This is a genomic window from Sphingomonas aracearum, from assembly GCF_003345355.1.
GTDB classification, from domain to species: Bacteria; Pseudomonadota; Alphaproteobacteria; order Sphingomonadales; family Sphingomonadaceae; genus Sphingomonas; species Sphingomonas aracearum.
Map to the genome: position 1 here is coordinate 333,275 of NZ_QQNB01000003.1, position 12,172 is coordinate 345,446.

At 72.9% G+C, this 12,172-nt stretch carries 15 protein-coding genes; all 15 read left to right on the forward strand.

The features are described from left to right. Positions 1-15 precede the first annotated feature (15 nt). The 15 genes from DVW87_RS14600 (at position 16) to DVW87_RS14670 (ending at position 12,168) form a co-directional block, all read left to right on the forward strand. Positions 16-1,050 carry a phage major capsid protein gene (locus DVW87_RS14600; RefSeq protein WP_420822348.1) on the forward strand — a complete coding sequence of 345 codons (1,035 nt, stop codon included), beginning with the start codon at positions 16-18 and terminating at the stop codon, positions 1,048-1,050. A 106-nt stretch (positions 1,051-1,156) separates the two neighbouring features. Next, a complete protein-coding gene (locus DVW87_RS14605; protein WP_239017932.1) occupies positions 1,157-1,705 on the forward strand; it encodes a head-tail connector protein in 549 nt (182 codons plus the stop codon). After that, complete coding sequence (locus DVW87_RS14610; protein ID WP_114688544.1) at positions 1,702-1,887, forward strand: hypothetical protein; 186 nt, start codon at positions 1,702-1,704, stop codon at positions 1,885-1,887. The genes DVW87_RS14605 and DVW87_RS14610 overlap by 4 nt, the downstream gene beginning before the upstream one ends. Then, entirely contained in the window at positions 1,884-2,279 is a 396-nt protein-coding gene (locus tag DVW87_RS14615) for a DUF3168 domain-containing protein (RefSeq protein ID WP_114688545.1), read from the forward strand. The genes DVW87_RS14610 and DVW87_RS14615 overlap by 4 nt, the downstream gene beginning before the upstream one ends. Positions 2,280-2,333: 54 nt before the next feature. Then, a complete protein-coding gene (locus DVW87_RS14620) occupies positions 2,334-2,753 on the forward strand; it encodes a phage tail tube protein (protein WP_114688546.1) in 420 nt (139 codons plus the stop codon). A gap of 44 nt (positions 2,754-2,797) precedes the next feature. Next, positions 2,798-3,103 carry a GTA-gp10 family protein gene (locus DVW87_RS14625; protein WP_239017933.1) on the forward strand — a complete coding sequence of 102 codons (306 nt, stop codon included), beginning with the start codon at positions 2,798-2,800 and terminating at the stop codon, positions 3,101-3,103. After that, positions 3,103-3,300: a phage tail assembly chaperone gene (locus DVW87_RS14630; RefSeq protein ID WP_114688548.1), complete on the forward strand. Its 198-nt coding sequence runs from the start codon at positions 3,103-3,105 to the stop codon at positions 3,298-3,300. Before DVW87_RS14625 ends, DVW87_RS14630 begins: the two co-directional genes overlap by 1 nt. Then, positions 3,293-3,850 (forward strand): tail tape measure protein, encoded by a 558-nt coding sequence (locus tag DVW87_RS14635; protein ID WP_114688549.1) that lies wholly within the window; start codon positions 3,293-3,295, stop codon positions 3,848-3,850. Before DVW87_RS14630 ends, DVW87_RS14635 begins: the two co-directional genes overlap by 8 nt. A 228-nt stretch (positions 3,851-4,078) precedes the next feature. Further along, positions 4,079-6,301, forward strand: a complete 2,223-nt coding sequence (locus tag DVW87_RS14640) for a DUF2460 domain-containing protein (protein WP_114688550.1) — start codon at positions 4,079-4,081, stop codon at positions 6,299-6,301. Then, positions 6,301-7,107 carry a DUF2163 domain-containing protein gene (locus DVW87_RS14645; RefSeq protein ID WP_114688551.1) on the forward strand — a complete coding sequence of 269 codons (807 nt, stop codon included), beginning with the start codon at positions 6,301-6,303 and terminating at the stop codon, positions 7,105-7,107. Before DVW87_RS14640 ends, DVW87_RS14645 begins: the two co-directional genes overlap by 1 nt. After that, positions 7,104-7,499, forward strand: a complete 396-nt coding sequence (locus tag DVW87_RS14650) for a peptidoglycan endopeptidase (protein WP_239017934.1) — start codon at positions 7,104-7,106, stop codon at positions 7,497-7,499. The genes DVW87_RS14645 and DVW87_RS14650 overlap by 4 nt, the downstream gene beginning before the upstream one ends. Continuing rightward, positions 7,466-9,652 (forward strand): GTA baseplate fiber-binding domain-containing protein, encoded by a 2,187-nt coding sequence (locus DVW87_RS14655; RefSeq protein WP_338056390.1) that lies wholly within the window; start codon positions 7,466-7,468, stop codon positions 9,650-9,652. The genes DVW87_RS14650 and DVW87_RS14655 overlap by 34 nt, the downstream gene beginning before the upstream one ends. After that, positions 9,649-10,149: a DUF2793 domain-containing protein gene (locus DVW87_RS14660; RefSeq protein ID WP_114688553.1), complete on the forward strand. Its 501-nt coding sequence runs from the start codon at positions 9,649-9,651 to the stop codon at positions 10,147-10,149. Before DVW87_RS14655 ends, DVW87_RS14660 begins: the two co-directional genes overlap by 4 nt. A 117-nt stretch (positions 10,150-10,266) precedes the next feature. Further along, a complete protein-coding gene (locus tag DVW87_RS14665) occupies positions 10,267-11,385 on the forward strand; it encodes an OmpA family protein (protein ID WP_114688554.1) in 1,119 nt (372 codons plus the stop codon). A 189-nt stretch (positions 11,386-11,574) separates the two neighbouring features. Then, positions 11,575-12,168, forward strand: coding sequence for a hypothetical protein (locus DVW87_RS14670; RefSeq protein WP_114688555.1), 594 nt, complete (start codon positions 11,575-11,577; stop codon positions 12,166-12,168). The last annotated feature ends 4 nt before the right edge of the window (positions 12,169-12,172 follow it).

Sequence of the window (12,172 nt, forward strand, 5' to 3'; positions counted from 1 at the left end):
GCGAAGGGAATGACAATGACGATCGAACAGGTTTTCGAGACGGTGGAAATGGGCGGCGCGGTGGCGCGGCCGGTGCTGGCGGGCGGCTCCGGCGAGGCGAGCGGGTTTGGCGGGTTCCTGCGCTCGGGGCAGACGCTGGAGGTGAAGGCGTTCACCGGCGCGAGCGGCGATGCGGGCGGCTATGCCGTGCCGCGCGAGGTGGACGCGAAGATCGACGCGACGCTGAAGAGCATCTCGCCGATCCGCAGCATCGCTTCCGTGGTGAAGGTGGGCTCGTCCGGCTATCGCAAGCTGGTGACCACCGGCGGCACGCCGTCCGGCTGGGCAGCGGAAACAGCGGCGCGGCCGGGCACGGACACGCCGGTGTTCGCGGAAATCGCGCCGCCGTCGGGCGAACTCTACGCCAACCCGAGCGCGAGCCAGGCGATGCTGGACGATGCCGCGTTCGACGTGGAAGCGTGGCTGGCGGGCGAGATCGCGACGGAGTTCGCCCGTGCCGAGGGTGCGGCGTTCGTGAACGGCAGCGGCGCCGGCCGGCCGCGCGGTTTCCTGGGGCAGCCGATTTCGACGGCGCCCGATGCGGCGCGGCCGTTCGGGACGCTGCAATATCTGCCGAGCGGGGCAGCGGGCGAGTTCGGCGGCACCTCGGCGGGCGAGCGGCTGATCGACCTCGTCCAGTCGCTGCGCGCGCCGTACCGGCAGGGCGCGGTGTTCGTGATGAACGCCGGCACGGTGGCGCGGCTGCGCAAGTTCAAGACCAATGACGGGCAGTTCCTGTGGTCGCCGAGCCTGGCGGCAGGTCAGCCGGCGACCCTGCTCGGCTATCCGGTGGTGGAGGCCGAGGACATGCCGGACGTGGGCGCCAACAGCCTGTCGATCGCGTTCGGCAACTTCAGGGCGGGCTATCTGATCGCCGAGCGCGAGGAAACGGCGATCCTGCGCGATCCCTATTCCAACAAGCCGTTTGTCAGCTTCTATGCGACCAAGCGGGTGGGCGGCTGCGTGAGCAACAGCGAGGCGATCAAGCTGATGAAGTTCGCCGCGAGCTGAGCTGCGGATTGCGGAAGCAATCCGCAGACTCGGCAAGGCCGGACAGCGGGGGCGGCCACGCCGCCCCCGTCTGACGGGCTTGCCGCCCCCACGGGAGTATACGGACATGGAAATGGCAAACGGCCTCGGCACCGCGGTGCTGGGGGCGGACGACCGCGTGCGCGCGACGGCGGCGGTGAAGGCCGCGCTGCGCGTGCACCTGGCGGAGGAGGACGGGCGCATCGGCGACGTGGCGGAAGCGGCGCTGGGGCTGGCGGAGCAGTTCACCGGCCGGGTGCTGCTTGCGCGGGCGCTGACGGAGACGGTGGCGGCGGACGGTTGCTGGCGGCGGCTGGCGGCGCGGCCGGTGCGCGGCATCGCGGGCGTGGAGGCGGGCGGGGCGGTGCTGCCGGTCGAGAGCTTCGCGGTGGATATCGACGGCGGCGGCACCGGCTGGGTGCGGGTGGCGGCGGGCAATGTCTCTCGCGCCACCGTGCGGTTCACGGCGGGGATGGCGGAGGGCTGGGACGCGCTGGCGCCGCCGCTGCGCGAGGGCGCGGTGTTGCTGGCGGCGCACCTGTTCCGGGAGGGCGAGGGCGCGCGGGTGCCGGCGGCGGTGGCGGCGCTGTGGCGGCCGTATCGCACGCTGTCGCTGCGCTGGGAGCGGCACGGGTGAGCGGCGCGGTGGAGCGGATCGGCGAACAGGCCGAGCGGCGCGGCGCGGGCCGGGTGGCGGCGGCGGTGCGCGGGGCGGTGCCGGGCGCGACCGTGCGGGAAGAGGGGAGCCGGGTGGTGATCGAGGGACGCGGCGTGCTTGACGAGCCGGCCTTGCGCTGGATCGGGAGCCTGGTGCGATGACGGCCGTGCAGGTGGTGCTGACCGCGGTGCGGGAGGCGCTGGCGGCGGACCCGGCGGTGGGCGGCCGGCTGAACGGCGTGTTCGATGGGCCGGTGAAGGGGGCGGCCTTGCCCCATGCCGAGATGGGCGAGGTGCTGGCGGGCGACTGGGGCACCAAGGACCGGCCGGGACGCGAGCTGCGCGTGGCGGTGGCCGTGCGCGATGCGGGCGACAGCGCGGCGCGGGTGCGCGAGGTCGCGGGTGCGATCGAGGCGCGGATCGGGGCGCTGCCGCGGATGCTGGACGGCTGGGAGGTGGCGAGCGTCGCGCCGGTGCGCTGCCGCGTGGCGGCGGAGGGCGCGGGGCGGTGGCGGGCCACCATTGAGATGCGGGTGCGGGTGCTGGCGGGGTGACCTGCCCTCACCTTCCTCTCCCCCGGGGAGAGGAGAGACAGGAGGAGAAAGAACATGGCGATCGAAAAGGGCAGCGCGTTTCTGCTGAAGGTGGGCGACGGGGCGACGCCGCCGGGCTTCACGACGGTGGCGGGGCTGCGCACCACGCAGCTGAGCGTCAATGGCGAGATGGTGGCGATCACCCACAAGGAATCGGGCGGCTGGCGCGAGCTGCTGTCGGGTGCCGGCGTGCGATCGGTCAGCGTGTCCGGGGCCGGCGTGTTCACGGGCTCTGCGGCGGAGATGCGGGTCAAGAGCAATGCGCTGGCCGGCACGATCGACGACTATCGGCTGAGCTTCGAAAGCGGGGAAAGCCTGACCGGGCGGTTCCTGGTGACGCGGCTGGATTATGCCGGCGATTACAATGGCGAGCGGTCCTACACGATGAGCCTGGAGAGTTCCGGGGCCGTGGTTTCCGGAGGGGTGTCGGCATGACTTCCGCTCACCCTGACCCTTTCCCCCGCGGGGAAAGGGAGCAGGTGGCCAATCGCTTTCGCGGCGAGGCGGCGGTGCGGGTGGCGGGGGAGAACCTGACGCTGCGGCCGAGCTTTGCCGCGCTGGTGGCGGCGGAGGCGGAGCTCGGGCCGCTGTTCGCGCTGGTGGAGCGGGCAGCGGAGGGACGGCTGTCGCTGGCCGAGCTGGTGGGGCTGTTCTGGCATTGCCGGCACGGCTGGCCCGGCGGGGTGAGCCGCGAGATGCTGGGCGAGGCGGTGGCGGCGGGCGGGCTCGCGGCGGCGGCGCCGGTGCTGAAGGTGCTGCTGGGCCAGATCCTGCAGGGGCGGTGATGTTCGGCGACGAGGCGGCGCGGCTGGCGGGGATGGCGGGCGCGGTGCTGGGCTGGTCGCCGGACCGGTTCTGGCGAGCAACGCCGGCGGAACTGGCGACGGTGGTGCGCGCGCTGACCGGCGACGCGGCGGCGGAGGGCGTGCCGCCGGACCGGGACACGCTGGCGCGGTTGAGGGAGGCATTTCCGGATGGATGAGGAGATCGAACGGCTGGTGGTGGCGGTGCGCGCCGACACCACCGGGCTGGCGCGCGACGTGGACGCGATGCGCGGCCAGCTGGAAGGGCCGCTGGCGGCGGGCGCGGACCGGGCGGGGCGGGCGATCGAGACGACCTTGCTGCGCGCGGCGCGGACGGGGAGCCTGGGGTTCGAGGATCTGCGGCGCACGGCCTTGTCGGTGCTGGGCGAGGTGGCGGCGGCGCAGGTGCGTGGCGCGGTGGGCGTGGCGACCGGCGGGCAGGGCGTCGGGGCCTCGCTGCTCGGGTTGCTCGGCGGGCTGGTCGGCGCACCGGGACGGGCAACGGGCGGGCCGGTCTCGCCGGGGCGGCCGTACTGGGTGGGCGAGCGCGGGCCGGAGCTGTTCGTGCCGACCTCAAGCGGGAGCGTGGCGGCGGCGTCCGCTCCGGCGGGGGCGCGGGAGGTGCGGGTGTCGATCGCGGTGCAGGCGGGCGGCGGTGATGCGCCGCGGGCGCTGGCGGCGTCGGGACGGCAGGTGGCGCGGGCGGTGAAGGCGGCGCTGGAGGGGTAGGCGCTTCGGGGCGGTGAAGGTTGGTTCACGCGGAGGCGCGGAGGCGCGGAGAAGGGTGAGCTCGCGCGAAGACGCGAAGACGCGAGGGGGTGGGTTGGTCGGGAGAGCTCCCGGGCTTCTCGTTGCCGAATGATGACGCGCTTTGCGCGTCCTTGCCTCTCTGCGCCCCTGCGCTTCCGCGTGAACCAACTTCTTTGCGTCTTCGCGTGAACGGAAAAGGAGTACGGCATGGGATATTGCCTCGTGGAGGAACGGCGGGCGGAGGGGGTGGTGAGCCGCTTCGACCCGCGGTTCTGGACGGTGAATTTCCCGCGGCCGATGATGGCGGCGGTGACGACCACGGCGCCGGATGCGCTGCGCGTGGATGCGGTGTTCTACCGCGCGGACGATCTGGCCGGGCTGATCTGGGAGGCCGAGGACCGGCACGACCATCCGCTGCTCGCCTATGAGACGGCGCGGGACTTTCGGGAATGCCGGCTGTCGTTCCGGTGGCGGTCGGGCGGGGTGCGCGCGCTGGATGCGGTGCATGGGCCGGTGCTGACGATCGAGGGGCGCGACGAGGCGGGGCAGCCGCGATCCTGGTATGTGCGGCTGTGGAACCATGCGACGGGCGCGCCGGAGGATGCGAAAGTCTCGATCGACTTCGCGGACGTAGCGGGCGGGTTCCTGTTGCCGGACGAGGCGGACCCGGTATGGGCGGGCGATGTCGACCGCATGTTCGTGTCGCTGGTGCCGCCGGACTACGACGGCACCGAGCGGCCGCTGGACGCGCCGGCCGAGGGCTGGGCGGAGCTGTCCGACATCCGCTGCGAGGGGCCGGGGTCCGTGCTGGCGATCGGCGACGCGGTGCTGCCGGAACACAAGCTGGGCATCGCCAGCGGCTATGACGACAGTTATCACCTGACGCCGGCGCGGCTGCTCAGGAACGCGCTGCACCTGGGCTATCGCGGGCGGCTGATCCACTATCTGGGGATGAGCCATTATTTCCGGCTCGAGGCGAACAGCGGCGGGTTCTTCGTGAGCCTGGCCGGCGGCGCGCTGAACGTGGCGGCAGCGGCGTGGCAGCGCGACTTTGCGAGCCGGGCGCGGGCGCTCGGGTTCGAGATCGTCTGGTCCTTGTCCTACGAGCTGCTGGACCAGCATTGCTGGGGCGACTGGAAGCAGCGGGCGGCGGACGGGTCGCCGGCGCTGACCGGATGGGTGCCGCCGTCCACCTTGCTGTCGCCGGCGCATGGCGGCGCGATGGCGTATCTGCAGGCGGTGGCGCGCGAGGTAATGGGGATCGCGCTGGCGGCGGGGCTCCAGCCGAAGTTCCAGGTCGGCGAGCCGTGGTGGTGGGTGAAGGATGGGAGCCCATGCCTCCACGACGCGGCGGCCAGGCTGGGCGCGGAGCGGATCGACCTGACCGCGCCGGTTTCGGAACGCGACAAGGCGAGGCTGGATGCGGCGGGGCTGCTGCTGTCGGATTCCACCGCGGCCTTGTGCGCGGCGGCCCGGCAAGCGGCGCCGGGATGCGAGACGCTGCTGCTGACGTTCCTGCCGACGGTGCTGGACCCGGCGATGCCGGAAGCGCGGCGGGCGAACCTGCCGGTCGGCTGGGCCGGCGCGTTCGATACGGTGCAGCTGGAGGATTACGACTGGGTGACGGCCGGGAACACGGCCGCGAGCGCGCGCGGGGCGCCGGTGGCGATGGCGCGGCTGGGCGTGGCGCGGGCGGAATATCTCGCCGGCTTCGTGCTGAATTCCGAGGACAAGGCGCAGTGGCGGGTGATCGAGGCGGCGGCGCGCGGGTGGCAACGCGGGCGCGCCTATCTGTGGGCGCTGCCGCAGGTGATGCGCGACGGGCTCGTGGTATGGGAGGAGGAGGAAAGCGTGCAGGATTTCGACGACGTGGCCTTTCCGCTGGCGCTGGGCCGGGAGGCGGAAGTGACGCCGGAGTTCTCCACCGCGATCCAGGCGACGGCGAGCGGGCACGAGACACGCAATGCGAGCTGGGCCGAGGCGCGCACCCGCTATGACGTGGGGCCGGGCGTCCGGAGCGAGGCGGACATCGCGGCGCTGCTGGCCTTCTTTCGCGCGCGGATGGGGCCGGCGCGCAGCTTCCGCCTGCGCGATCCGTTCGACTGGCGGGGCGAGCGGGAGCTGCTGGGGATCGGCGACGGCGTGGCGACGCGGTTCGCGCTGGCCAGAGCTTACGGCGAGGCGACGCGCGCGATCGCGCTGCCGGTGGCGGGCAGCGTGCGGGTGTTCGTGGGCGGTGCGCAGACACAGGCGTTTTCGGTGGAGAACGGGGCGGTGGCGCTGGACGCGGCACCGGCGGCCGGCGCGGAGGTGCGCGCGAGCTTCGACTTCGACGTGCGGGTGCGCTTTGCCGAGGACCGGCTTACCGTGAGCCGGGCGAGCTTCCTGGCGGGCGCGGCGCCGTCCGTGCCGCTGGTGGAGGTGCGGTGATGGCGCTGTTCACGACCGCCCTGTGCTGGCGGATCGCGCGGGGCGATGGCGTGACGATCGGGCTGACCAGCCACGATCGCGACCTGGAGGTGGGCGGACTTCTGTACCGCGCGAGCCCGGGCATGACGCCCTCGGCGGTGAAGCGCTCGGACGGGCTGGAGGCGGACACAATGGACGTGTCCGGCGCGCTGTCGAGCGCGGCGATCGGCGAGGCGGACCTGCTGGCGGGGCGCTGGGACGGAGCGAGGGTGACGCTGTTCGCGGTCGATTGGACGGGCGGCGATCCAGTGGAGATGGGGCCGGTGGAGATCGGCTGCGGATCGATCGGCGCGGTGGAAACGCGCGGCGGCGCGTTCAGCGCGGAGCTGCGCGGGGCGGCGGCGGCGTTCGAGGCGGCGGTGGCGGAAGCGACGTCGGCCGGGTGCCGGGCGGAACTGGGCGACAGGAGGTGCCGCGTGGCGATGGCCGGGCGGCGGATGATGGCGCGGGTGGTGGGGAGCGAGGGCGAGCTGCTGACGCTGGACCGGGCCGAGCCGGTGGCGGGCGGCTGGGGCGGCGGGCGGCTGCGCTGGTTCGGCGGGGCGAACAGCGGGCTGGCGGGGTGGATCGCAGGCTCGGTGGGCGCCCGCGTGACGCTGCGATCGGCGCCGGTGCTGCCGGTGGCGGCGGGCGATCTGGTGGAGGTGAGCGAGGGATGCGACAAGCGGCTGGAAACGTGCGCGGGGCGCTTTGCCAACGTGGCGAACTTTCGCGGGGAGCCGTTCCTGCCGGGAATGGACCTGCTGACCCGCTATCCAGGGGGGTGACCGCGCCCGGGCGCGGGGCCTGGCGGGTGATCGCGCGGGCGCGGGGCGCGATCGGCGCGCGGTTCCGCCTGCACGGGCGCGATCCGGAGCAGGGGCTGGACTGCGTGGGGCTGGCGGGCTGGGCGCTGGAGATCGGCAGCCTGCCGACCGGCTATGGGTTGCGCGGGGGAACGCGGGAAAGCGTGGAGGAGCGGTTGCGCGCGGCGGAACTGGGCGCGGTGGCGGAGCTGCGCGGGGGCGACCTGGTGCTGGCGGCGGCGGGGCCGGGGCAATGGCACCTGGCGATCGCCGTGCCGGGGGGCTGGGTGCATGCCGATGCGGGCTTGCGGTGCGTGGTGGAGCGGCCGGGCGCGGCGCCGTGGCCGGTGGTCTCGATCTGGCGGAGGGAATGATGGCGACTTTGGTGCTTTCGGCCGTGGGCACGGCGATCGGCGGGCCGATCGGCGGCGCGCTGGGCGCGCTGCTGGGGCAGGGGGTGGACCGCGAGGTGCTGCGCCCGCCGGGCCGGCAAGGTCCGCGGCTGACGACCCTGGCGGTGCAGACCTCCACCTATGGCACGCCGATCCCCAGGCTGTTCGGGCGGATGCGCGTGGCGGGCAGCGTGATCTGGGCGACCGACCTGATCGAGAGCCATGCGACGAGCCGGGCGGGCAAGGGGCAGCCGAGCGTCACCACCTACAGCTATTCCGCCTCGTTCGCCGTCGCCCTGTCGGCGCGGGCGATCCGGCGGGTGGGCCGGATCTGGGCGGACGGCTCGCTGCTGCGCGGGGCGGCGGGCGACCTGAAGGTGGCGGGCACCTTGCGGGTGCATCCGGGCGGCGAGGACCAGGCGGCGGACCCGCTGATCGCGTCGGCGGAAGGATCGATGGCGCCGGCGCACCGGGGGATCGCCTATGCCGTGTTCGAGAACCTTGAACTGGCGGAATTCGGCAACCGGCTGCCCTCGCTGACCTTCGAGGTGTTTGCCGACGAGGCTCCGGTGAGCGCGGGGTTCATCGCCGCCGAGCTCACGCAGGGGCGCGTGGCGGCGCGCGGAGGCACGATGCTGGACGGGTTCGCGGCCTATGGCGATTCCGCGCGCGGCGTGCTGGAAACGCTGGCGGAGGGCGGCGGCTGGTTCGCGCCGGCGGGTGACGGCTTCGTGCTGGCGCAGGACGAGGCGCCGGTCGCGACGCTGGCCGATGCGGGGCATGCGGCGGAAGGCGAGCGCGGCGCACGCGGGGCGCGGACGCTGGCGGCGGCGGAAACAGTGCCGCGGCGAGTGACGCTGGCCCATTACGACCCGGCGCGCGACTATCAGACCGGCGTCCAGTCCGCCTCGCGGCCCGGCGCCGGCGCGCGGGAGAAGCGGGCGGAGCTGCCGGCGGCGGTGGCGGCGGACACCGCGCGGGCGCTGGCCGAGCGGCGGCTGGCGGCGGCGGAGGCGGCGCGGGAGCGGCGGATGGTGACGGCGGGGCTGGACCGGCTGGCGCTGGCGCCGGGCGCGGTGGTCTCGATCGCCGGCGCGGGCGGGCGCTGGCGGGTGACGGGCTGGTCGCTGGAGAACATGGTGCTGTCGCTGAACTGCCTGCGGCTGCCCGGAGGACCGGGGCCGGTGCCGCGGGCGAGCCCCGGACGGGTGCTGGCCGCCGCCGACCGCCATGCGGGGCAGACGGTGCTGCAGGCGGTCGAGCTGCCGCCGCTGGGCGACGAGGCGCTGGCCGGGCCGATGCTGGCCGTGCTGGCGGCGGGGACGGGCGCGGGCTGGCGCCGGGCGGCCCTGCTCTACAGCCTGGACGGCGGCGCGCGCTGGATCGAGGCGGGAGGAACCGCGGCGCCGGCCGTGCTGGGGACAGTGACGGTGCCGCCGGGCGTTGCCTCCGCGCGGCTGGAGGACCGCCGCTCGATGCTGGAGGTCGAGCTGGCGGAAGCGGGCATGGCGCTGGCCGATGCCGATGCGGGCGGGCTGATGTCGGGCGCGAACCTGGCGCTGGTTGGCGAGGAGCTGCTGCAGTTCGGGCGTGCGGAGCGGATCGGCACGCGACGTTGGCGGCTGACGCGATTGTGGCGCGGGCGCCGTGGCACGGAGGCGGCGATCGGCGGGCAGGGCGCGGGCGCGCGCTTTGCGCTGCTCTCGGCCGACAGCGTGGCGACGATCGCCCTGCCGGCCAGCGCGATCGGCGGCACCGTGCAGGTGATGGCGAGCGGCGTCGGCGATGCGGAGCCGGCGATGGTGACCGTGGCGGTGACGGGAGCGTCCGTGCTGCCGCCGCCGCCCGTCGCCTTGCGGCGCGACGGCGAGGTGCTGCGCTGGACGCGGCGGAGCCGGACCGGATGGCGCTGGATCGATGGCGCGGACGCGCCGCTGGGCGAAGAGGCGGAACGCTACCACGTCACGCTGGCCACGGCCGGCGGCGCGGTGCTGCGCGAGGAGAGCGTCGGGACACCGGCGGTGGTGCTGGCGCCGGCGGAGCGGGGCGGCGACGTGCAGGTGACGGTGCGGCAGATCGGCACGTTCGGCCTTTCCGGCCCGGCGCGGATCGAGGGAGTGAGGAGAGAAGCATGAGCGACACGACGGACAGGCTGGCGCTGCCGCTGCTGGCGGCGGGGCAGGCGCAAAAGGAAATGGCGCACAACGAGGCGCTCGCGCTGCTCGACCTGCTGGTGCAGCCGGCGGTGGAGGCGATCGGGCTCGACCTGCCGCCGGCGGACCCGGCGGAGGGGGCGTGCTGGGTGGTGGGTCCGGCGCCGGTGGGCGACTGGGCGGACCAGGCGGGAGCGCTCGCCGGCTGGACCGCAGCCGGATGGCGGTTCGTGCCCGCGTTCGACGGGGCACGGGTGTGGAGCAGGCAAGGCGCCTGCGATGCCCGCTTCGTGGACGGGGCATGGCGGATCGGCGTGGTGCAGGGGCGAGCGCTGATGATCGACGGGCAACAGGTGGTCGGGCCGCGGGGCCCGGCGATCGCCGATCCGGCCGGCGGAACGATGGCCGATGCGGAGGCTCGCGCGGCTATCGGCGCGATCCTGACGGCCCTTCGCGCCCATGGATTGGTTGCGGCCTGAGCGCGAGAAAACTGTTGCGATCGGGCAACAGCCCCCGGAATTTGTTCGCTTGCGCGGAAACCAACCCAGAGGTAGTGAGTTTGCGCTGTCCGAGTGACAACCAAGAAAGGGGATTCAATGCGGAAGCTTGCCATTGCCATGGCGCTTGCCTCCACCGCGCTCGCCACGCCTGCACTTGCACGTGACGATTCGTGGTATGTCGGCATCGAAGGCGGCGCGATGATCGTCGAGGATATCGATTACGATATCGGCGCGATTGAGAATGCGGCGTCGGTCGATCACAATTATGGCTGGGACGTCGACGGCGTCATCGGTTACGATTTCGGTGGTTTCCGGGTCGAAACCGAAGTCGGCTATCGCCGCGCGTCGGTTGACAGCTACTCCTCGATCACGACCACGCCGTTCTTCAACGGTGCGGGCGCGCTCTCGAACTCGCCGGCGCAGAACTATGAGGGCGGCTACGGCCGGACCTCGGCGCTCAGCTTCATGCTGAACGGCCTTCTCGACTTCGGTGACGATGACGGCGTGCAGGGCTTTGTCGGCGGCGGCGTCGGCGTGGCTCGCGTGAAGGCGAACTACGCCGTCAGCGCCCGTGACTTCGTGGACGACTCCGACACCGTGTTCGCCTGGCAGGGCCTGGCGGGCATCCGTGCGCCGCTGAGCGACCATGTGGACGCCACGCTGAAGTATCGCTTCTTCAACGCAGCGAACGTCAAGCTGGTGGACGTGACCGGCCGTAACTTCGAGGGCCGCTTCCGCTCGCACTCGATCCTGGGTGGCCTGACCTACAACTTCGGTGAGCCGGCTGCTCCGCCGCCGCCTCCGCCGCCCCCGCCGCCGCCTCCCCCGCCGCCGCCGCCGCCGCCGGCTCCGGAACCGATCGTCTGCTCGCCTGGGCCGTACATCGTGTTCTTCGAGTGGGACAAGTCGGACATCACGCCGCAGGCGGCGTCGCTGCTCGACAACGCGATCTCGCAGTACCAGTCGTGCGGCAACGCGCAGGTCATGCTGGCCGGCCACGCCGACCGTTCGGGCTCCGCGAGCTACAACGTCGGTCTGTCGCAGCGTCGTGCAGACTCGGTCCGTGCGTATCTGTCGGCCCATTCGATCCCGGATGGTGCGATCAGCACGCAGGCGTTCGGCGAGAGCCGTCCGCGCGTCGAGACCGCCGATGGCGTTCGCGAGCTGGAGAACCGCCGCGTGGAGATCACCTACGGTCCGAACGCGGGCATGTAAGCGATCACCTTTCGGTGACTGGAACAGGGGAGGTCGGGCAACCGGCCTCCCTTTTTCTTTGTTCGCGGCGCGCCTGTGGGTGCAATGGCGCGATCTGCTCCGGCGGTTCCCGTCATGGCAGGCGTTGTGAGCTTCACCACCGCTCCACGATCCGGCGATCGCCGGGGGCGTGAAGGAGAATGGCGGCGCATGAGACGAGCTTTCCTGGCGAGCGCCTGGCTGCTGTCCGCCACCAGCCCGGCCGCGGCTGGCCAGTTCGATCCCCCCAGCCCGCAAGCGTTCATCCGCACCGAAGACCAGCAGCGCGCGCGATTGCTGAACACACCGTGCACGCCGGCGGATCTGGGACGCGGATGCTATCGGTACGACAACAGGCTGATCCGGGAAATTCCGTGCACCCTGCATTCCGCTCCTGGCGTGCTGGACTCGCTGCCGCTCGATCAATGTTACAAGATGGAGGAGCCGCGCCGGTACCGAGGCATCTGGATCGACGAGTTCGAGGGCCAGGCTTTCCTTCCGGAAGGCGCAAGTCCGCCGGAACGTCCGCGCGGCGATCCACGATCCCCGGGCTGGCGCGAGCAGGCGGAGCGCGCGCGAGCGGCACGAACCTGGCTTGATGTCAGCCGAACCGATCTACGCCACGACTTCCGGCCGGAAGGAAGACGGGTGCGCCTCGACTTTGTCGGCCGCAAGACGCTCTATCCGGGTGCCTATGGGCATATGGGCGGATCGGCCAACGAGATCATCGTCGATCGGGTGATTTCGGCGCAAGAGCAGCGCTAGCGGA

Excerpts from the sequence above, each read along its gene's own strand:
- DVW87_RS14600 (WP_420822348.1), top strand. The coding sequence starts at position 16 with ATGACGATCGAACAGGTTTTCGAGACGGTGGAAATGGGCGGCGCGGTG.
- DVW87_RS14665 (WP_114688554.1), top strand. The coding sequence starts at position 10,267 with ATGCGGAAGCTTGCCATTGCCATGGCGCTTGCCTCCACCGCGCTCGCC.
- DVW87_RS14620 (WP_114688546.1), top strand. The coding sequence starts at position 2,334 with ATGGCGATCGAAAAGGGCAGCGCGTTTCTGCTGAAGGTGGGCGACGGG.
- DVW87_RS14660 (WP_114688553.1), top strand. The coding sequence starts at position 9,649 with ATGAGCGACACGACGGACAGGCTGGCGCTGCCGCTGCTGGCGGCGGGG.
- DVW87_RS14645 (WP_114688551.1), top strand. The coding sequence starts at position 6,301 with ATGGCGCTGTTCACGACCGCCCTGTGCTGGCGGATCGCGCGGGGCGAT.
- DVW87_RS14605 (WP_239017932.1), top strand. The coding sequence starts at position 1,157 with ATGGAAATGGCAAACGGCCTCGGCACCGCGGTGCTGGGGGCGGACGAC.
- DVW87_RS14640 (WP_114688550.1), top strand. The coding sequence starts at position 4,079 with ATGGGATATTGCCTCGTGGAGGAACGGCGGGCGGAGGGGGTGGTGAGC.
- DVW87_RS14615 (WP_114688545.1), top strand. The coding sequence starts at position 1,884 with ATGACGGCCGTGCAGGTGGTGCTGACCGCGGTGCGGGAGGCGCTGGCG.
- DVW87_RS14670 (WP_114688555.1), top strand. The coding sequence starts at position 11,575 with ATGAGACGAGCTTTCCTGGCGAGCGCCTGGCTGCTGTCCGCCACCAGC.
- DVW87_RS14630 (WP_114688548.1), top strand. The coding sequence starts at position 3,103 with ATGTTCGGCGACGAGGCGGCGCGGCTGGCGGGGATGGCGGGCGCGGTG.
- DVW87_RS14635 (WP_114688549.1), top strand. The coding sequence starts at position 3,293 with ATGGATGAGGAGATCGAACGGCTGGTGGTGGCGGTGCGCGCCGACACC.